The following is an 18,798-nucleotide window of genomic DNA, read 5'->3' on the forward strand; positions in this document are numbered from 1 at the left end:
TCGACGAGGATTCCCGGTGGGGGCAAGCCACCATTGAAATCCCCTACACACCAGTATATTTCAGTTCAATATCGGCATCAATACCTCATTTCTGTTGCTACACAATAGGTTTCGATCCGGCTCAACCCTCATAAACGCCTTTGCTTCGGCACAGCGCGAAGTAGCCGCCCGCCGGTGTCCACGGAAACCCCGACGAGGAGTGGTACAGCTCGCGCGGGAACAACCGCTCGTCGCGGGCGTAGCGCCACTGACGCAGGTCGACCACCGAGGGATGCTCGTCTTCCTCATGCCCCTTCGCCGGGACGATCCCGTACCCGAACTCCGGCCACCGCAGCAACAGCGACGACCCGATCGGGCGCACCGACCGGGATCGCCCGTCGGCGGCGTGCGGGATATGGCCCTCGAGGATGAGCGTGAACCGATACTTCACCCGCAGGTGATCCAGGATGCGCACCAACTCCCGCGCGCCGTCGGCCACCTCGGTATCCAAGGCGTTCAGCCGGTACAGCGGCCCCGCCACCACCAGAACCGGCTGATGCGCCGCGATAGCGGCCTCGATGCGGCGCAACTCGCGCGGATCCTCCAATCGGACGCCGTCCGGGCGAGCCTCGATGCGCAGTTCGTCGTCCCAGTCCGGCCGCGGGTGAGACTGCTGATCGCAGATCCGATTCACCCGGCCCACGAGATCGCCGTAGCGGCGACGCAACTGCCCCGGCAGGTTCTCCGCGTCGATCACCAACACCCGATGTGACGTCGCCCTCGGCGCGCCCGGTCCCATGATCGGGGCAGCGAGGAACGGGTGTAGGCCTGCGGTGACCGCGACCGCGATCTGCGCGAGCAGTGTGGATTTCCCGAGTCCTTCGATGCCGGTGAGGATCATGCGGTCGCCGTACTCGAACAGTTTCGGGATCAGCCAGTCGTAGGAATCCGACCCAGCGAGGATTTCCGCGACCGAGGGCGGCAGCGCCGAAGCGTCCGGAGAACTGGGGTCGGACAAATCCAGTTCCAGGGCCTCGCGTGCGCGCGCAAGGACTCCACCAGTGGAATGGAGATCCCCGGAGCGATGCAACGCGTGGAGTTGCTGGATCATCCGCGTCGCCTCGAGCACGGCAGTGCGGGCTTGCCAGAGCGTCGTGATCCGATCGGCGAAGTACGGCACCGACGCGGGAATGCCCTTGCCGAGCAGCTCCAGGCTCACCCGTCGCAGCCGGTCGGGGTTGCCGCCGAGCGCACCCCGGCGCGCGGCCCGGTCGACGATCACCACCGGATCAGGGATCAGGTCCTCGCGTAGAACATCCACGAGCGCGGCGTGCAGCAGTTGGTGAGCGGGAACATAGAACGCCTGGTTCGCGATACTCGCGACCTGTTCGGCGACCGCGAGGTTGCCTTCGGCGTAGAGCGCCGCGCCCAAGAGCTGCTGTTCGGCTTCGACGTCGCACATCTCGGGGGCGTCCCAGTCCACGCCGGTTTCGGTCATGTCCGGGCCTCGGCGAGCCGTTCACGCAACTTCGAGGCCGCCCACAACCCGGCCTCGAGCATCAAGCGCAACTCCGAGCGCAACACGTCCTGGCTCACCCCGGCCTCCAGCAGGGCTTCGAGTTCGGCACGCATCGCCTCACGGGCCTTACCGGGAGGGTGCGCGCCGTAGCCGGTGAGAGTGTCGATGTGTTCTCGGGCCAGCCGGAACGCCATCGCGCGCCGCTCACCGACCGTGATCGGGTCCGAGACGGGTAGCGGTCGCTGGGCGGCGATCATGCGCCGCATCGCCCCGTTGTCGCCGTACGGGTCGAAAAGCAGGTCGGCGTCGCAGTTTTCGGTGAGTTCACCGGTTTTCAGGTACTCGTCTCTGGCGTCGATGACCGCTTCGGCGCGGTCGAGGTCGGCTTGCGCCCGCTGGCGGCGGATCGGGTCGGTGTCGGGATCGGCGAGGACTGCGACGGCGTTGGGCGCCAGTCGGGCCAGGACGCGTCGGCGCATTGCCGGGGTCGCGGGGACTTCGGGGGCGGCGGCGTTGAGCCGATCGGCCGCGTCGTCGCCACCGTGGCGAGCCCGCGGTGCGACCGGCGCCGGCGGTGGCGACGGCCGCGGTGGTGGTGGGTCTGGGTGGATTTCCTCCCGCGCGTTACCTACTGGAGGAGGGATATCAACGTAAGTACCAGAGGTACTTATGACTTGTGACTTGTGAGACGCGCGCGCGTCACGCGAGGAAGCCGCTGCGGTTTCGCTAGCTGATCCGCCACCTTGTTCGCGGTTTTTCGCTGCCTTAGCCAGTCCTCCGGATTTGCCTGCTGACCTGGCCTGTTCTGTCCGGCGGGCAGGGTCGGTGTAGAGGGTTTGGTGGCGGTCGTAGTCGTGCATGACGACGCCGTCATGCCGCCGTGATGGCGACGTGGCGGCGACATCTGGTCGCCGTGGCGTCGCCGCCGTGCCGGTGTCGTGGCGGGTTGGCGGTGCTGTGGTGCCGCCGTCGTGGTGGCCTGGTGTCGCCGTGGTGCCGACATACAGGCGGCAGGAGCCTGCCGCGATGAGCGCGTCCTGAATCCGCGTTTTGGCGATCTTGCGGAACGCCGACAGGGGTAGGACGCCGTTGGTGCGGTTGCGGTGGCAGTACATCCACATCTCGATCAGCGCCAGCTTCGCCACCGGCGACAGCGGCTCGGTACGGCGGTTCTCCAGGAAGTCGACCGAGAGCTTGATGTAGGGGCGCATGTCTCGACGCGTCCCGGCCCCGGTGCGGGCGCTGGCCTCGAGATAGAGGGGCTGATGCTGGGCGTAGTCGTGCATCACGTACACCTCCTGCCCGCACGGCGCGGCTTGGGTGCACCCACCCTGGCGGCACGGCACGCTCTCACTGCACTCCTGGTGCTGCCAGCACCCTGCGGCGGTGAGTGTTTCGCGCAGGCGTTTGGGCACCGCGCGGCGGGCGTGGGTGGACCCGACGACGCCGTTGGTGCGGTTGCGGTGGCAGTAGATCCACATCTCGATCAGCGCGAGCTTGGTCACCGGCGAGAGCGGGCCGGTGCGGTGGTTCTCCAGGAAGTCCAGGCTCAGCTTGATGTAGCCGCGCTGATCCTTTCGACCTTCAGCGGGCAGCAGCGGGCCGGACACCGTCTCGGTGTCCGGCCTGCCACGTGCATCGCTGAGATCGCGCTCAGGTGACCGGCTCGACATCACGCGATTCCGGTTCGCCGTCGTGCCAACGCCGCTCGGTCACCCACGCCGCCGACTCGCCGCTCTCTACCGGGTAGCGGCACTCGTAGAGCACGCGCGTCACCCGCCCGGCCCCGTCGCGCACCTGGTCGACCATCCGCCAGGGCTGGCCGTCACCGAACGGGTCACCGGCGCGCAAGAGCGGCACCGGGGCCGCAGGGTGCGCACTGGCGGTCTCCGGTGCGGTCATGAGGCGCGACCCCCTTCGACCGGTGTGTAGATTGAGGCCCGGTGCTTGCGTCCGGTCTCGGCCTGCGAGGAACGGATACGGCCGCGTTTGAGTGCGGTGCCGATCAGCCAGAACACCACTGTGTCCTCGACACCGGACAGTTCGTCGGCGGTGAATGGGTCACCACGTTCGATGAGCCGGTCGAGGTGGTCGGAGGCGCGTTGCTCGGCCGCGGTCAAGACCATGCAGCCGTAGCGCATCACGCGGGTCTGCAACGTCGCGACGCTGATGCCGAACTTACGCGCGATCGACTCGTGCGACATCCAGCCTTCGCGCAGGAAACGGTATTCCTCGATGAAGATGCGGCGGGCGTCCTCGGCCTCGATGCTCATGGCATGAGGCCCAGAACGCCCGCGCACCGTGCTCACGCGGTCCTCTGGTGGTCGATTGCCTCGAGGTAGGCGTGCCAGTCGCATTCGAGCCACCGCAGCGGTCCCGATTCACCGTTGAGCGGAAATCCCTTGTCCGCCAGCCGGTGGGGTTTGGGCTGGGATCGCCACTGCAACAACAACTGCCGACTCACCCGCAGCCGATCCGCGATCTCGTCGGTGGTGAGCAACCCGTGCCCACAGCCCGCAACGTCACATCGTCTCGCCATTCTGTTTCACCCCCTCTCCGCGTCGTGATCCTGCTCGCCGCGCTGGGCGGCGAGCTTGGCGTCCACGGCTTCCAGGGCTTCCTTGATCGCCACCACCAGCTCACGCAGCGTGGTCGGTGTGCCCTCGTGGTCGACGGTCGGTGCGCCCAGCAGCCGGTAGGAGGTGATCTCAAGGTAGATATCGCGCAGCTGGGCGGTCGATACCACATCGAGGATGCGTTCACGGAACTCCGCGACGGTTGGCACCTCCGCGCCGCCGTCGAGCCAATCCGCGATCTGGGTCGCCAACTCCGCACCCGGTTGAGCGATGACCTGGCCGTTTAGGAACGGCAACCGGGTCTTGGAGATGTGCAGGTTGTTGGACAGGTCGAGGTCGGCGACGATGTCGAACTCGTATTCCAAGCCGTCGCGCTGCACCGGTTTGGTGCCGACCTTGCGCGGGACCGGTCGGCCTTTGTCGTCATCGATGACGAGGTATTCGGTCTTGGTGCGCAGGGTGACGATCAGATGCCCGGGGAAGGTGAGCATCGCGTCGATCATGCGCCGTTCGTCAGGATTGACTTCCTTCCAGCCCGAGAACGAGTTGTTCGCGGCTTTGCGGCGGTCGACCTGTTCGAGCATGCCGTCCTGGCCCATCCAGTAGTGGCTCCAGGTGTCGATAATGAATACCGAGAAGCCCTCTCCGGCAGCCGCTCCCAGGATCTCGACCAGGCTGGTCGGTGAGAATCGGTCGGGGTCCAGGGTGCGCCACTGCCAGCCGTTGGTGCCCTGGTACTTGCTGGCGCTCCCGCGTTCGGTGTCGACCATCCCGATCCCGCCGCCCTCGCGCCGCGCCCATTCCCACGCCAGGCTCAGCGCGGTGTAGGTCTTGCCCGACCCGGACGGACCGGCCAGGGCGAGGCGGGCGGGGCTCTTACGACGGACCGCGGGCTTGAACTCGATCGCCATCACCACCACCACCGTGGAGGGTGATGGTCGGTGAACCCGGCTGCATATGTGACCGCAGCCGGGTTAGACTTGGATTGCATGACTACTCCCGTAGATGTGCGCCGACCCGGCGGGGGGCTAAGCCCGCCGGGTCAACTAATTTCTCCCATAGACAAATCTCTGGCGTGTCCGGCGCTGCTCCTCACTCTTCGATCCTGAACAAGGTCTCTGCCGGGATGTCCAGGCCCGCAGCAAGTTTCGCGGCGGTCGCGGGAGTGCAGGTAGTCCGGGCACCCGAGCGCAGCAGGCCGACGATGGACTTTCCGCATCCCGCGCGCCGAGCCAGCACCCGAACCGGAATCTGCTTGGCCGACATCGCTTCTCGCAGCGCGGTCCGTGATCTCAACCTGGCCCGATAGACCATTACCTTCGCCCTCCCTCCTGAGGTCTCCCTCTTCCAGGAACCTACCAGCAGTGCAGCAATGTGTCTATTTAGTCGGTAGATTGTGCAACTGGTCTTTGTTTGTGCGACAAGTGATTCGGATGTTCTATTCCGCACGCTGGTCGGATACTTCCGCATCATGGCTTATATGAGTGTCCACAGATGCCCTACAGTGTGGACATGCCACGCAAGCGCGCTGTCCCCGAACCCTGGGCCTCGGCGATGGCCGCAGTCGGCCTCACCAGCCGCAACGAACTCGCCGACGCCGCCGGAATCCACGCCACCACCGTCGCCCGACTCATCGACGACCCCGAACACCAGACCTCACTCGAGACCATCCGCGCCGTCGCCGACGCGCTCCGCCTCGACGTCCGCGACGTCGCCCACTGGGCAGGTCTCTACCTCGAGATGGTCGAACCATTCGTCCCCGCACCGGAATCCGGGATCCTCGGCCGCGAACAACGCCGACTCGTCAACGAACTCATCCGCGCCCTGGCCGTGACCAACCGTCATCCCCGCCCCCCGCTCAGGATTCAGACCACCGGAATCATGGTCATCTCCGACGACTGAGCGACTTGAATCGCGCCATCGGACGCACCTTACGACAGCCCCTGATGTGCCATAATTCGATCGAGACAACAGGAGGCGGATCGCCCCGACCATCGGCACGGTGACCGATTTCTGATTGCCTAGCGAACTATTGGCCGAGTTCAGGGGGATGCATGTCACCGGAAAATAGTCGACCGACGGTGCCGCCAGAGTATACTGCGACAGCTATCGGATTGGCGTTATCCCTCGCAGCGGCAATCGCCAGCCACTTGCTCGGCATTTCAGGAGAAATAAGCTTTGTAGTAGGCCTGATCGGGGCTGTTCTGTCGTTGCAAGCAGAAGTGCTAGTGCGTAACACTCGACTTCGCCATGCCCTCGCCGAGATGGGCGAGATTTCTTCCGTGGCCATGAATCGCCCGGATTACAGCAGACGAGTACTGGACATATTGCGTTCAATCGAAGCAGTGACCAGCGAATCCGGCGCAACAAACACGATTGCGAATCCAATTTTCCTGGCCCGCGCCAGCAGGATAGTCACCCAATGTCAGAACGATCTGTCGGTATTGGCGGGTGGCACCTTCACGTCCGCGCAGTACGACTTTGGATCGCTGGACGACGCGATCAGCCGGGCAAAGCGCAGCCTACACGGAGTGGCGCTACAAGGAGTCGACAGAGTTACATTTCGCGAGCTGGGCGGTTACGAACAATACCTCAATGCCCAAAAAGAGGCCCTCGCCCGCGGCGTCACCATCGAAAGAATATTCATCCACTCTCAACGGAACGACAATCTGATCGAGACTATGGACGAACAAGTTCGCATGGGCGTACGCGTGTACGAGGTCGAGGCGGACCTGGTCCCTCCTGTCCTGCGTGTCGACTGCGCGATTGTAGATAACTTATTCTACGGCAGAATCGAAAGCAGTCCCGCTGGCGGAATAATAGCGACTCGTTACTCGAGAAACGAGGCTGAGCTAAATTCTCGAATGTCCGAATTCGAAGAGCTGAGAACAATAGCCAGAAAATACTTGGAATCCAGCGTCACAGGAAGTTGATCACATAGGGCAACCAGCGGGGCGAGAAGTCGGTCCATCACCCCCTTGTTGCTACCCACGCGCGGCGCTCAGGACGCCTGCCGTCGAATGTGAGATGGCCGCCGCGGCGCGGAGCGTTGCGGATGCCGCCCACCGCATCGGCCCCGCAATCCCGCCGACCGGGCACCGAGAAATGCGGCAAGCGTGACCAGTCACTACCCGCTATTGTCATCCGGTGAGCGACTTACCTTCTGGCTTAACACCTTTGGAACTCGCGGCCTATGTCCGCGCTCAGATCGACGCTGGTCACGCCTACACTCGACGCCGCAAGCACGGATTCCGGTGGCGAGCCGTGGTCCTGCGCGTATCACTGGTCGCCTTCTCTGCCGCGTCGACGATCATCCTCGGCCTGCAAAACCTCGATCCATGGACCGGCACCGCCTTCGCGTTGGTGGCCGTTGTTACGGCGTTCAGCGCACTCGAGCCATTCTTCGCATGGCGTCCCCTGTGGGTTGCCATGGAGAAGGCTTCGTATCGATTCAATCGTCTCAGGGATGAGTTGGCGTTCTACGTCGCCACAACCGCCTCCGACCAACTCGACCCCCAACGAGTCCGCGAAACCTTCGACGAGTACCAGCGAATCTGGGAGCAGCTGGGTACCAGCTGGATCAGCCTCCGCGAACACTCCGAGCGCTGACACCCACCGGTCTCGCCGTTCCGGCAACGCGCTCACCCACAGTTCCACGCATTCCCGGATCCGAACTGAAATGACGGGCGATATCCGGCGGCCCCGAGCGTGGCGACAGCGAAATTCGTCGCCACGGCCACACTCGAACGTCAAAAGCATCGAATAGCACGACGATGCACATTCTAGGGCTGAACGCATGAAACTCAACGGCGACGAACTCGCACCGACCAGCGACGCAGTGCGGCACAGCCGCTGCGGGAATACCATTCTATGGTGCGCCGCGATAACGTGCGATCTCCAGCGCCGTCCTCACCTGGTAGCCGCACAGCACCGCAGGATATTTATGTCGTAGCTGTCGCCGCAACCGGGTACCGATCACCGGCACCTGTCCGATCAGAAGTATGGGCCACATCTAACACTACGAATTCTGAGATGATCCCGCTTCCGGCAGACTTCTGAATTCCGATGCCAGCACATCGGTTAAGCCACGGATGGCCACCTCGGCTGCATCGAATAGGTCCGAATCGTGGCCACCTTGCTGCGAATAGCTATTCAATGCGAGACGCGCCTTTTCAAAAGCGGACTGCGTACCGCTCATGCCGAGGAGCTGAAGTCGAGCTCTGGCAATTTCGATTCGAGCATGCCGAGACGCGGCTTGCTTATGCCAGTCGCTCCTCGCCTCTTGGGTTGCGTCGGTTCGAAGCTTCCGATCCCGCTGCCCAGCAGCCTTTCGCTGCCGCACATTGAACAGACCTTCGCGTATAGCTTCGACGGCTTCGACGGCCGCCGCCAACCGTTCCGCCCGACGCTCCTTCTGTCGTTCGTTGCCCAACTGCCGAGTCACGTTTCGCCAGGCGATCCACGCCGCCAACAGAGCAATAATGGCCGCAGCGACTGTCGCGACGGGTTGAGCCCACCATTGCGGATTCATGCTTCCTGCGGACTGCGCAATGATCAGCACGCCGTACATCTGAAACCCCTTGCCTGCATGGACCTTCAGCCAGGGCGTCACGCCGACGCCACCTGACGAATCTCAACACTACAACTGCGGCAGTAAATCCACGTCTTACCGCTTCGAACCGACTCGTGAACCCACACATCGGACGCTACCAGAAATCCGAGTCTCGTTGGTGCCCCGTAGAATTGAGCATGAAGACTCCGGCTAGCCCCCGGAATTGGATATCTACGGGAGTACAAATGAACAACAGCGTCGACGCGCGCCCGGATGGCGGGCGCGCCTGATGCCCCGCGAAAGAGTCAAACCGGGAACGCACGGAAAAATAACCGTCACGATCACCCGCTACTCGGCCGGTAAACCGGTTGCCTACGAGGCGATCACGAGGTTCCGGGACCTGGACGGCGCGCTCCGCCGTGTGACCGCCACAGGAAGATCCCGCCCCCGAGCGATCGCAGCACTCCAGGAGAAATTGAACAGGCGGGTGACGCCGTCGAAGTCCGAGATCACCGCGGACACGCTCGTCGACCGACTCATCGAGCAATGGAAAGCGAAGGTCGAGAAGTCCAAACTGGCCGCGAACACCAAACGTCGGTACACCGAGATCCTGGAACTGCACCTCGCTCCACGGATCGGCAAACTGACCATCGGTGAGTGCACCACCCAAACGCTGGAGGCGACACTCGAAGACATCTCCGACGAGGTCGGGAAGCCGACAGCCAAACTCGCCAAGACCTGCCTGTCCGGGATGTGGACGCTGGCAAGCCGATACGGTGCCAGCGCGGGCAATATCGTCAAACTTCTCGCGGCGATCAAGGTCGAGGACAAACCGGTAGTCGCCTGGTCACTCGACGAGGTCCACAGCATCCGCGCGGGCCTCCACACCGACAAGCGTGCCCTCGCCAACGGTATCGCCGACCTGGTGGACTTCCTGCTGGCCACCGGATGCCGCATCGGCGAGGCGATGGCGTTGCGGTGGAAGCACTTCGATCTAGACTCCCCCAAACCCACCGTGCTCGCCGAAGGAACGGTCATCCGCGTCAAGGACGGCGGCCTGATCGTCCAGCCACACCCCAAGGGCGGCCCGAACGGTAAACGCCGCCTCCTGCTACCGGACTGGGCTGTCGCGCGATTGATCGCCCGCCGTGACCTCCTCCCCCACCAACCCGAGGATCTGGTGTTCCCGTCGGCCCTGGGTACCCTGCGCGACCCACGCAACGCCCGCAAACAGATGAAACGAGCACTCGACCGCATCGGAGTCACCGACGTCCCGCAGAACCCCCACACCGCACGCAAGACCGTCGGCACGACACTGTCCGAGGACGCCGACGGCGGACAATCCGACATCGGCGTAGCCGCCGCACAACTGGGCAACACCGAAGAGGTCACCCGCCGCCACTACGTCCAACGCACTCACCGCGGCCCGGACGCACGGAACCGGTTCGACGCCTTCGCCCTACCCGAGGAACGCAACCCCACCGCGCAGACCGACTGAACACATCCGAACACCGCCGAAGAACAACCACGTGGCAAACCGTCGGCTTCCGCTGATTCGCCCCCTGACCAGCGGAAGCTGCGCCACGACCAACAAGAAGATTCCAGTTGAAAATGACGAGTAAATGACGACCTGGGCGGTTTTCACCCGATACACAGGCAGGCTACAAGCCTGTGACCAGGCTGTTTGTGGGGCGGGCGGGGCTCGAACCCGCGACCAATGGATTATGAGTCCACGGCTCTAACCGACTGAGCTACCGCCCCTCTTCCGCGATGCTATCGCGGCGGTGGGGATGCTACCGGCTCCGGCGGGGCGTGCACCACTCGGATACCGGGGAGTGGATAGGGTGGCGCGGTATCCTCGACGAATCTGGAGGGCCGGGGTCATGGGTGGCGTGTTCGTGAATGTGTTGAAGGCGCATCAGTGGGTGTACGAGCACAGCCGGGGGGTGGTGGGGCATCGGGTGCTGTTCGGTAATCCGACGTTGTTGTTGCGGACGGTGGGGCGGAAGACGGGGGTCGACCGTACGTCGGCGCTGACGTACGGGCGGGACGGGGACGATTATCTGGTGACGGCGTCGAATGGTGGGTCGCCGCGGCCGCCGGGGTGGTTGGCGAACGTGAAGGCCGAGCCGCTGTGCGAGATTCAGGTCGGGACGAGCAGGATCACGGTGACGGCGCGGGCGACGTATCCCGATGATCCGGATTACGAGCGACGGTGGCGGATCGTGGACGAGGTCAATCAGGGGCGGTACACGGAGTATCAGAAGCGGACGAAACGACCGATCGCGGTGGTGGTGCTGACGCCGGCGCGCTGAGCGATTTCAGCGGCCGACGCCGCGGGGGTGGTCGTAGCCGTAGTCGGCACGGTCGGCGGGATTTGTTCGTTCCCAATGGTTTACGTCGCTCGGGGGTTTGCTCGCGTAGCGGACGACGGCGAAGACCAGGATGAGTACGGCGATGATCACGGCGAATACGATCAGTGTGTGCACCGACGCACATTAACGGTCGCCGAACTGCCGCAGGGAATCTCGATGACAGGTCACAAAATCGGGGGTGCTCAGTTTGTCAACAGGGTGCGTCCCAACGCGGTTCGATCGTCGATGGCGGTGTGCGCGTCGGTCGCGCGGTCGAGGGGGTAGGTCTGGCCGATGACCACTTCGACCTCCCCCGCGGCGACGGCGGACTGTGCGCGTTCGGCGAGCGCGTGCCAGTCGGTGTCGTCGCCGGTGATGTCGAACAGGCCGAGTGCGACGATTCGGCGGGCGGCCAGGGCGTCTCGATCCAGGTCGGCGAAATTTCCTGCGGCGGAACCGTATCCGATGAACCGGCCGCCGTCGGCGAGCACGTCGGTGGCTTTCGCGCCGAGTGCGCCGCCCGCGCCGTCGAGCACGATGTTCACCTCGGAACCGCCGGTGGCGGCGCGGGTCTTGTCGATCCAGTCGGGCTCGGAGTAGTCGACGACGACGTCGGCGCCGAGGCGTTCGGCGAGTTGCAGTTTGGCCGAACCTCGGGCGGCGGCGATGACGTGGGCGCCCGCGACGCGGACGAATTGGATGAGCAGGGTGCCGAGGCCGCCGCCTGCCGCGGTGATCAGTACCCATTCGCCCGGTCGCGGTGCCGCCCGGTCGAATATCGCCAGAGCGGTCTTGCCGTCGTGGGTCAACGCGACGGCTTGGGCGAAGGTGAGTGGTTCGGGGATTTCGATCAGGGTGCGCGCCTTGGCCGCCGCGCGTTCGGCGTAGCCGCCGATCGGAAGTCCGCCGCCGATTCCGCTGGCGGCCGTCGCGGTGGCGACGCGTTTGCCGATCCACGACGGGTCGACGTCGGGGCCGACCTCGGTGACGACACCGGCTATCGCTCCGCCGGGGACGTACGGTGGTTCGACCGCGAAATATTCGGTGCCCCAACCACTTCGCAGTCGGGCGTCGAGGAACATCACGTCGGCCGCGACGACGGCGACGATCACCTCTCCGGCCGCGGCGACCGGTTCCGGCACCTCGCGTACCTCGAGTACTTCCGGTCCGCCGAATTGCGTCACGTGGACTGCCCGCATGGTCTGCCTCCTACGATTCCTTGTCGCTGACAACGACCAGCATGGAACCTGAAGCGGACTCGAGGTCAAACGCTACGGGCGGATTTCGCTCGGCGCGAAACGTGCGGTCGGATCAGGATCCGCCACCGCAACTACTGCTGCTGCCGCCACCACAGCTGCTACTGCCGCCGCCACCGCACGAGCTGCTGCTACCGCCGCTACAGCTACTGCCGCTCCCCCCGCCGCAACTGCTCGAGCTGCCGCCGCCGCCGCACCCGTGGTGGTGTCCGTCGTGGTGTCCGCCGTGATGCCCACCGGTCCAGTTGTCACCCGAGCCGCCCCAGAATGTGCCGGAGCCGGAGTCGAATTCGACACCCGAACCGCTCGCCGACCAGGGACCGTGCCCGGCTCCGAAGCGTGCCGCGCCGTCGCGGAACTGCCCGGTCGCATGGTTGATCATGTAGACGACGAAGGCGATGATGCCGCCGACCAGCAGCAGCGCGATCACCAAGATGACGAGAACCAGCACCATGCCGGAATGGTAACCGCGTTCGCTCTCGACGTCCCGTGTGGCCGATCCCGCTGCGGCGCGCCCGCGCCGCCGTACAGTGAGTCGTGGTGCTTTTTCGAACCAGAGAGCGGCGCCGGATCGATCTGGGCGAGGTCGATCGGGCTGTGGCGGCACTCGAACTCCCCGAAGCGGTCTTCAAGACCTGCCCGTGGCAGCCTCGGGAGCTGGTCGAGACCGGATTGCGTCAATGGCTGCGCTGCTGCGGCGCGGCGATGCGCGACGGCCAGGTGGTCGGCATGCCGTCGCACGCGGTGGACGAGGCGTGGCACGGGCTGATCCTGTGCACGCAGCGGTACGGGGCCTTCTGCACGGCCGCCTACGGGCGTTTCCTGCACCATTTCCCCGACGGCGACGATTTCGTCGTCTCCGGCGCGCCCTCGGGCGGGTCCAACGGCTCGATGACCGAACAACTCGGCCGCACGGTGGTGGCCTGGTCGCTGGTGGCGAAACCGGGCGAGGACTGTGTGCTGTGGGATCTGGACCGCCGGGTCGGCGTCGATCACCCGTGGGGAGTCGACGCGCGACGGGTGGCCGCGATCGAGGCGGAACTCGGGCGCTCGTCCGCCGTCGACTAGGTGAGTTTCACCCGCGCGGCGACGAACCGGAACGCGGCGGGCGCGAAGCGGCTGATCTGGAGTTGCAGCCGGGCCTCGGGGGTGATCGGGACGATGCTGCGGTCGCGTTCGACGGCGCGCACGATCTGTTCGGCGACCTTGTCCGGTGTGTAGCGCCGTCTGCGGTACAGATCGTCGTAGCGGGCCTGTCTGCGCTTCTCCTCCTCGGCGCTGACGCCGGAGAACGTGGTGGTCGAGACGATATTGGTATGTACGACTCCGGGGCAGACGGTGTGCACCGATATCCCGCGCCCGGCCAGTTCCGTGCGCAGGCAGTCCGAGAACATGAATACCGCCGACTTGCTGGTCGAGTACGCGCTGAAGCCCTGTTGCGGGCTGTAGGCGGCCATGCTCGACACGTTGACGATATGTCCGCCGAGTCCCCTGGCCGACATCGCGGCGCCGAAAGCCCGGCAGCCGTTCACCACGCCGCCGAGGTTGATCCGCATGACCCGGTCGAATTCGGCGGACGGTGTGTCGAAGAATCCGCCGGCCTGGCCGATGCCCGCGTTGTTGATCAGGATGTCGGGCACGCCGTGCACCGTGCCGACCTCGCTCGCGTGTGCACGCACCTGCTCCTCGTCGGCGACATCGAGCTGGTAGGCGTGCGCCGTCCCGCCCTCGGCGACGATCAGTTCCGCGGTTTCCTTCGCGGCGTCGAGGTTGATATCGGAGAGCACGATCTCGGCGCCGCGGCGGGCGAAGGCTCGCGCGGTCTCGCGACCGATTCCGCTGCCCGCTCCGGTGATGACGACCAGTTGGTCTTCGAAACGTTTTTTGTCGCCGTCGGTTTCGGCGCGGCGAAGGCCCCTTGGCGTGACGCCGTCGCGGATGGCGTCGATCAGTTCGGTCGTCGCGGTCGCGAGCAGTTCCGGATGGGAGAACGGCATCCAGTGTCCGGCGGGCACGTCGCGACGCCACAGCCGTGACACCCACTTGTGCGCGTCGTCGTAGCCCGCGGGCCGGATCGCGACGTCACGACCGGCGACGATCAACTGCACCGGCACCTCGGTCCTACGCTCACGCGGGGCGAGCATGCGCGGCAGGATGTTGGCCCGATAGATGAGCAGGCCCTCGATCGCGTCGCGCCGGAAGGTCGGGCCGAGGGAGATGTTCGCGGCCGGGGTGTCGTTCATGATCGAGACGATCCGCTGCCAGCGATTCTCCTGCGCGACCACGCGGAAGATCCGATCGAGTCCCGGTGTCATGGAGAAGACGGTGTAGCCCGAGGACAGCAGTTGGGTGAACGGCTGCCACAGGTTGCGCGGGGTCGGCCGAGAGAGCTTGGCGCGCACCCACTTTCCGAGATGATCGAGGTTCGGACCCGATACCGAGGTGAACGAGGCGACCCGCGCGTCGGCGCCGGGTTCGCAGACGGCTTCCCACACCTGGATCGAGCCCCAGTCGTGGGCGAGGACGTGAACCGGACGGTCCGGGCTGACCGCGTCGGCGACGGCGAAGAAATCGGAGGCGAGCGCCTCGAGACGGTAGTCGGCGGCGCGGTCGGTGCGGGTGGATCGCCCGTGTCCCCTGGTGTCGTAGGTGACGACGTGGAAGCGCTCGGCCAGCAGCGGCACCACCGCGTCCCAGAGGTGGTGGGTATCGGGCCATCCGTGCACCAAGACCACGGTTTCCGCGGCCGGGTCACCGTACTCGTAGGCGGCGATCTCGAATCCGTCGTTGCGCACGACCCGTTCGGTGACCGCCCCGTCGATATCGGTTGTCGTCATTGCGGTTATCTCCTGATTCCCGTGGTGTGCGCCGATGTCGTCACAGGTCGAGCACCAAACGCCCACCCTCGGCGCGCGACACGCAGACGAGCATTTCACCCGCGGCGTGCTCGGCCGCGGTGAGTACGGATTCGCGGTGTTCCGGTTCACCCGCCAGTATGCGCACCTTGCAGGTGCGGCAGAAGCCCTGACGGCACGAGTACGGCCGATCCGGGCGACGCTCCAGGATCGCGTCGAGCGCGGAGCGGTCCGCGGCGACGTCGAATACCTCACCGGTGGAGGCGATTTCGATCTCGAAGGGGTGCCCGTCGACGATCGGCGGCGGCGAGAACCGCTCGGAATGCAGTTCGACACGCCGGTCGCGGAGCGCGGCGGCGACGGCCGTGGTCATCGGGGTCGGCCCGCAGCAGTAGACGGCGGTCGTGGCGTCGACGCCGGGGAGCAGTGCCGCCGCGTCGGGTAGTCCGTGCTCGTCGTCGGTCCTGATCGTCACCCCGGTGCCGAATCCGGCGATCTCGTCCAGGAACGGAATGGTGTCGCGACTGCGGCCGGTGTACACCATGGACCAGTCGAGGCCGAGCCGTCGAGCCAGGCGTGCCATCGGCAGGATCGGGGTGATGCCGATGCCACCGGCGACGAAATGCACTCTGGTGGATGGTGATCCGTATCCGGGGACCGCGAACGGGAAGGCGTTGCGCGGTCCGCGCACGACGAGGGGTGTGCCGGGCGTCACGTGGTCGTGGACTTCGACCGACCCGCCGCCGCCCTCGGGGATGCGGCGCACGGCGATCCGGTAGCCGTGCCGGTCGGCCGGGTCACCGCACAGGGAGTACTGGCGGAGCCGCCCCGAGGGCAGTTCCAGATCGAGGTGCGCGCCGGGTCGCCAGCGCGGCAGTTCCCCGCGATCGGGGGATTCCAGGCGCAGGCTGACGACGTCCTGGTCGCGGGCCTCGATCCTGCGGTCGGTCACCACGAGGGCCTGCCTGCGGTCGCGTTCGGGCGTTCCGACCTCACGGCGGTTGACGATCGTCGTCCATTTCAGCCGCGCCGTCGCGACGGCGTCGAGCACGCGCACCGCTCGGTCACGCTCGCGTCTGCCGAACAGATCGGTCGGCAGCTGTTCGGGGACGGGCCGCGTGCTCACGATGCCCGGGCCGCGGGTGATGCCGCGAGATAGGCGACGGCCTGGGCGGTCGAACCCACCGATTCCGGGTTGTAGCCGGGTTCGAAGGTCGACAGCGCGCTGCGCAGCAGTGAGGGCATGCCGGGCAGCGCGCCCCGCCACATGGCGCCGAAGACGCGGGTGAGCAGGCGCGGGTAGCCGAGGTCGGGCAGCGCCGGATCCTGATGGACCATGAATTTGGTGCCGCGCACGACCAGGGTCAGGAAAACGGGGAAGACCAGGCTCATGACCGCCGCGCGCCGCAGGTAGCCCGCGCCGAAATACACCGCGACGTCGTGCGCGACGTGGCGATGTTCGACTTCTTCCGCGCCGTGCCAGCGGAACAGATCGGCCACCCGCGGGTCGGCGTCGAATTTCTCCAGGTCGGCATTGAGTATCCAGTCGCCGAGGTAGGCGAAGAAATGCTCGAGGCAGGCGATGATCGCGAGCCGCTCCACGAGTTGCTGGTCCCCCACCGCACCGTCGACGTCACTCGAACCCAAGGTCTTGCGGAAGAGGTATTCGGCTTGGCGCACATACGGCAGTGGATCGATGCCGTTGGCGGCGAACACCTCGCGCAGCACCCTGTCGTGCGTTTCGGCGTGCATGGATTCCTGGCCGATGAAGCCGAGCATCGCTTCGCGGAGTTTGTCGTCCTTCACGTACGGCAGCGCCTCGGAATAGGCGGCGCAGAACATGCGCTCGCCCTCGGGCAGCAGCAGGTTCAGCGCGTTGATCAGGTGCGACGCGATCGGTTCGGACGGCATCCAGTGCAGCGGGGTATCCGACCAGTCGAACCGGACGTTGCGCGCGTGCAGGGCGACCTCACCGGGATCGGTCTCCGGCCGCTGCTCACCCCAGCGAAGTAGCTTCATCGGTACTCCTCGATCTCACCCATCCACGCGGCGACCGCACCGGCGGTCACGATCGCGACACTGCGTCTCGCCGCGTGACTGTATCAACGATCATACGCATATATAGAACTGCAAGTAACACACATATCGTCGCGACTCGATATCGCAACTCATACGGATTGGAGCCGTTGCGAGAGGGTAATCACATAGTGAGAAATCGAGCCCGCTCACTGTGATCGATCACCCACCCGTTCGACCCAAAACTAGAACACGTTCTAGTAGGATTTCGCTATGGAACGATTAACCGGATTGGATGCCAGCTTCCTCTACCTCGAGACCGAAACCCAGCACCTGCACATCTGCGCACTGCTGCTACTCGATCCGGCCACGGACGGCACCGCGTACTCCTTCGACGCATTCCGCGAACACCTCGACCGAAGGCTTCCCCTGATCCCGCAGATGCGCCGCCGCATGCGTGAGGTCCCGCTCAACCTGGACCATCCGGTGTGGGTGGAAGACCCCGAATTCGATCTGGGCGATCACCTCCACCGCTGGCAGATCGCGGCTCCCGGCGGCAAGGACGAATTGGCCGACACGGTCGGCGAGATCGCGAGCACGCCGCTGGATCGCGAACGTCCGCTGTGGGAGATGCACGTCATCGAAGGGTTGGAGCACGGCAGGATCGCGGTGCTCTGCAAATATCACCACGCCACCGTCGACGGCATCACCGGCGCCGACATGCTGATGCAGCTGTGCGATACCGAACCCGACGCCGACCGGGCCGTGCCGACCGAGAAATGGGAGGCCGAACCGCAGCCCGCGACGTGGAAACTGCTGGCCGACGCCGTCGTTCGCTTTCCCGGACGGGCGGGAGTCGTCGGCATGGTGCCGAAAACCCTCGGCATGCTCGCCGGTTTCGCGCGGCGGCGGCGCAACAACGAGCAGGGCATGGCCCTGCCGCTGACCGCGCCCCGCGCCCCCTTCAACAAGGCCATCGGCCCGGACCGCGCCGTCGCGTTCGTCGAATCGGATCTCGATTCCGTCAAAAGGATCAAGAAGGCGTTCGGGGTGACGGTCAACGATGTCGTGATGACGGTGATCGGCGGCATCCTGCGCACCTACCTGGATAAACACGACGAGTTGCCCGATCGCTCGCTCATCGCCTCGGTCCCGGTGTCGGTCCACGACAAGTCCCGGCATTCCGAGGGCATCAACAAGGTGTCCTCGCTGTTCGCCGAACTCGGCACCGAAATCGACGATCACGCCGAACGGTTGCGCGCGGTATCGGCGGCGAATCGGCACGCCAAGAGCGAACACGAGATGATCGGCGCGGATTTCCTCCAGGACTGGTCGGAATACGCGCCGCCGAACACGTTCCAACTGGCGGCGCGGATGTATTCCGCGCTGCGACTGGCCGAATTCCACCCGGTCGTGCACAACCTGGTCGTCTCGAATGTGCCGGGACCGCCGATGCCCCTGTACTTCCTCGGACTGAAGGTGGAGGGCATGTATCCGTTCGGACCGGTCTTCCACGGCGCGGGGCTCACCGTCACCGTGCTGTCCAACAACGGGAATCTCGATTTCGGTTTCATCGGATGCCGGGAACTGGTTCCCGATATCGGCGCGCTCGCCGACGCGGTACCCGACGTGATCGACGAATTGCTCGTCGCGGCAGCCGAATCGTCGTAGGCGCGCGCCGACTTGTCCGC

Annotated in this window: 21 protein-coding genes and 1 tRNA gene; 7 read left to right on the forward strand and 15 right to left on the reverse strand. The window is 65.3% G+C overall.

All coding sequences use genetic code 11. The features are described 5' to 3' along the window. Nucleotides 1-121: 121 nt before the first annotated feature. The 7 genes from DAT37_RS05550 to DAT37_RS43860 all read right to left on the reverse strand — a co-directional run bounded on the left by DAT37_RS05550 (nt 122) and on the right by DAT37_RS43860 (nt 5,370). On the reverse strand, nt 122-1,477 hold the full coding sequence (locus DAT37_RS05550; protein WP_109523610.1) for an AAA family ATPase: 1,356 nt from the start codon (nt 1,475-1,477) through the stop codon (nt 122-124). Further along, nucleotides 1,474-3,108, reverse strand: coding sequence for a hypothetical protein (locus DAT37_RS05555; RefSeq protein ID WP_109523611.1), 1,635 nt, complete (start codon nt 3,106-3,108; stop codon nt 1,474-1,476). The genes DAT37_RS05550 and DAT37_RS05555 overlap by 4 nt, the downstream gene beginning before the upstream one ends. A gap of 43 nt (nt 3,109-3,151) precedes the next feature. Then, nucleotides 3,152-3,400: a hypothetical protein gene (locus DAT37_RS05560; RefSeq protein ID WP_109523612.1), complete on the reverse strand. Its 249-nt coding sequence runs from the start codon at nt 3,398-3,400 to the stop codon at nt 3,152-3,154. After that, complete coding sequence (locus tag DAT37_RS05565) at nt 3,397-3,771, reverse strand: hypothetical protein (RefSeq protein WP_109523613.1); 375 nt, start codon at nt 3,769-3,771, stop codon at nt 3,397-3,399. Before DAT37_RS05565 ends, DAT37_RS05560 begins: the two co-directional genes overlap by 4 nt. A 32-nt stretch (nt 3,772-3,803) precedes the next feature. After that, nucleotides 3,804-4,037, reverse strand: a complete 234-nt coding sequence (locus DAT37_RS05570) for a helix-turn-helix transcriptional regulator (RefSeq protein ID WP_157978297.1) — start codon at nt 4,035-4,037, stop codon at nt 3,804-3,806. 6 nt (nt 4,038-4,043) lie between these two features. Beyond that, entirely contained in the window at nt 4,044-4,985 is a 942-nt protein-coding gene (locus tag DAT37_RS05575; RefSeq protein ID WP_109523955.1) for an AAA family ATPase, read from the reverse strand. Nucleotides 4,986-5,166: 181 nt separating this feature from the next. Continuing rightward, a complete protein-coding gene (locus DAT37_RS43860) occupies nt 5,167-5,370 on the reverse strand; it encodes a helix-turn-helix domain-containing protein (RefSeq protein WP_157978298.1) in 204 nt (67 codons plus the stop codon). Between the two features lie 216 nt (nt 5,371-5,586). Between DAT37_RS43860 and DAT37_RS05580 the strand changes: the two genes are divergently transcribed. From DAT37_RS05580 to DAT37_RS05590, 3 genes are all read left to right on the forward strand, one after another. Continuing rightward, nucleotides 5,587-5,976: a helix-turn-helix domain-containing protein gene (locus tag DAT37_RS05580; protein WP_157978299.1), complete on the forward strand. Its 390-nt coding sequence runs from the start codon at nt 5,587-5,589 to the stop codon at nt 5,974-5,976. A 152-nt stretch (nt 5,977-6,128) separates the two neighbouring features. Next, nucleotides 6,129-7,007: a hypothetical protein gene (locus DAT37_RS05585; RefSeq protein ID WP_157978300.1), complete on the forward strand. Its 879-nt coding sequence runs from the start codon at nt 6,129-6,131 to the stop codon at nt 7,005-7,007. 214 nt (nt 7,008-7,221) lie between these two features. Next, on the forward strand, nt 7,222-7,683 hold the full coding sequence (locus DAT37_RS05590; protein ID WP_109523617.1) for an SLATT domain-containing protein: 462 nt from the start codon (nt 7,222-7,224) through the stop codon (nt 7,681-7,683). Between the two features lie 409 nt (nt 7,684-8,092). Here the strand turns inward: DAT37_RS05590 and DAT37_RS43865 are convergent, their stop codons facing one another. Beyond that, nucleotides 8,093-8,686: a hypothetical protein gene (locus DAT37_RS43865; protein WP_157978301.1), complete on the reverse strand. Its 594-nt coding sequence runs from the start codon at nt 8,684-8,686 to the stop codon at nt 8,093-8,095. A 415-nt stretch (nt 8,687-9,101) separates the two neighbouring features. On the opposite strand from DAT37_RS43865, the gene DAT37_RS05595 reads away from it, so the two are divergent. Then, nucleotides 9,102-10,124: a tyrosine-type recombinase/integrase gene (locus tag DAT37_RS05595; RefSeq protein ID WP_157978302.1), complete on the forward strand. Its 1,023-nt coding sequence runs from the start codon at nt 9,102-9,104 to the stop codon at nt 10,122-10,124. A 189-nt stretch (nt 10,125-10,313) separates the two neighbouring features. Here the strand turns inward: DAT37_RS05595 and DAT37_RS05600 are convergent. Further along, nucleotides 10,314-10,387, reverse strand: a tRNA-Ile gene (locus DAT37_RS05600). A 122-nt stretch (nt 10,388-10,509) separates the two neighbouring features. Here DAT37_RS05600 and DAT37_RS05605 point away from each other — a divergent pair. Beyond that, nucleotides 10,510-10,941: a nitroreductase family deazaflavin-dependent oxidoreductase gene (locus DAT37_RS05605; RefSeq protein WP_109523619.1), complete on the forward strand. Its 432-nt coding sequence runs from the start codon at nt 10,510-10,512 to the stop codon at nt 10,939-10,941. 6 nt (nt 10,942-10,947) lie between these two features. On the opposite strand, the gene DAT37_RS43870 is transcribed toward DAT37_RS05605, so the two are convergent. From DAT37_RS43870 to DAT37_RS05615, 3 genes are all read right to left on the reverse strand, one after another. Beyond that, entirely contained in the window at nt 10,948-11,115 is a 168-nt protein-coding gene (locus DAT37_RS43870) for a hypothetical protein (protein ID WP_157978303.1), read from the reverse strand. A gap of 68 nt (nt 11,116-11,183) precedes the next feature. Beyond that, nucleotides 11,184-12,179, reverse strand: a complete 996-nt coding sequence (locus tag DAT37_RS05610; protein WP_109523620.1) for a zinc-binding dehydrogenase — start codon at nt 12,177-12,179, stop codon at nt 11,184-11,186. Between the two features lie 112 nt (nt 12,180-12,291). After that, nucleotides 12,292-12,690 carry a hypothetical protein gene (locus DAT37_RS05615; protein ID WP_109523621.1) on the reverse strand — a complete coding sequence of 133 codons (399 nt, stop codon included), beginning with the start codon at nt 12,688-12,690 and terminating at the stop codon, nt 12,292-12,294. Nucleotides 12,691-12,776: 86 nt separating this feature from the next. Between DAT37_RS05615 and DAT37_RS05620 the strand changes: the two genes are divergently transcribed. Then, a complete protein-coding gene (locus DAT37_RS05620) occupies nt 12,777-13,304 on the forward strand; it encodes a glycine-rich domain-containing protein (RefSeq protein ID WP_198654110.1) in 528 nt (175 codons plus the stop codon). Here DAT37_RS05620 and DAT37_RS05625 read toward each other — a convergent pair. From DAT37_RS05625 to DAT37_RS05635, 3 genes are read right to left on the reverse strand one after another with little or no spacing between them, the layout of a single operon-like run. Continuing rightward, nucleotides 13,301-15,073, reverse strand: coding sequence for an SDR family oxidoreductase (locus tag DAT37_RS05625; protein ID WP_109523623.1), 1,773 nt, complete (start codon nt 15,071-15,073; stop codon nt 13,301-13,303). The genes DAT37_RS05620 and DAT37_RS05625 overlap by 4 nt on opposite strands. A 40-nt stretch (nt 15,074-15,113) precedes the next feature. Then, nucleotides 15,114-16,220: a PDR/VanB family oxidoreductase gene (locus tag DAT37_RS05630; RefSeq protein WP_109523956.1), complete on the reverse strand. Its 1,107-nt coding sequence runs from the start codon at nt 16,218-16,220 to the stop codon at nt 15,114-15,116. Next, complete coding sequence (locus tag DAT37_RS05635) at nt 16,214-17,110, reverse strand: metal-dependent hydrolase (RefSeq protein WP_109523624.1); 897 nt, start codon at nt 17,108-17,110, stop codon at nt 16,214-16,216. Before DAT37_RS05635 ends, DAT37_RS05630 begins: the two co-directional genes overlap by 7 nt. Nucleotides 17,111-17,380: 270 nt before the next feature. Here DAT37_RS05635 and DAT37_RS05640 point away from each other — a divergent pair, with 270 nt between their 5' ends. Then, nucleotides 17,381-18,778, forward strand: a complete 1,398-nt coding sequence (locus DAT37_RS05640) for a WS/DGAT/MGAT family O-acyltransferase (RefSeq protein ID WP_109523625.1) — start codon at nt 17,381-17,383, stop codon at nt 18,776-18,778. Nucleotides 18,779-18,798 lie beyond the last annotated feature (20 nt).

The organism is Nocardia aurea (genome assembly GCF_003123685.1).
Lineage (GTDB): Bacteria > Actinomycetota > Actinomycetes > Mycobacteriales > Mycobacteriaceae > Nocardia > Nocardia aurea.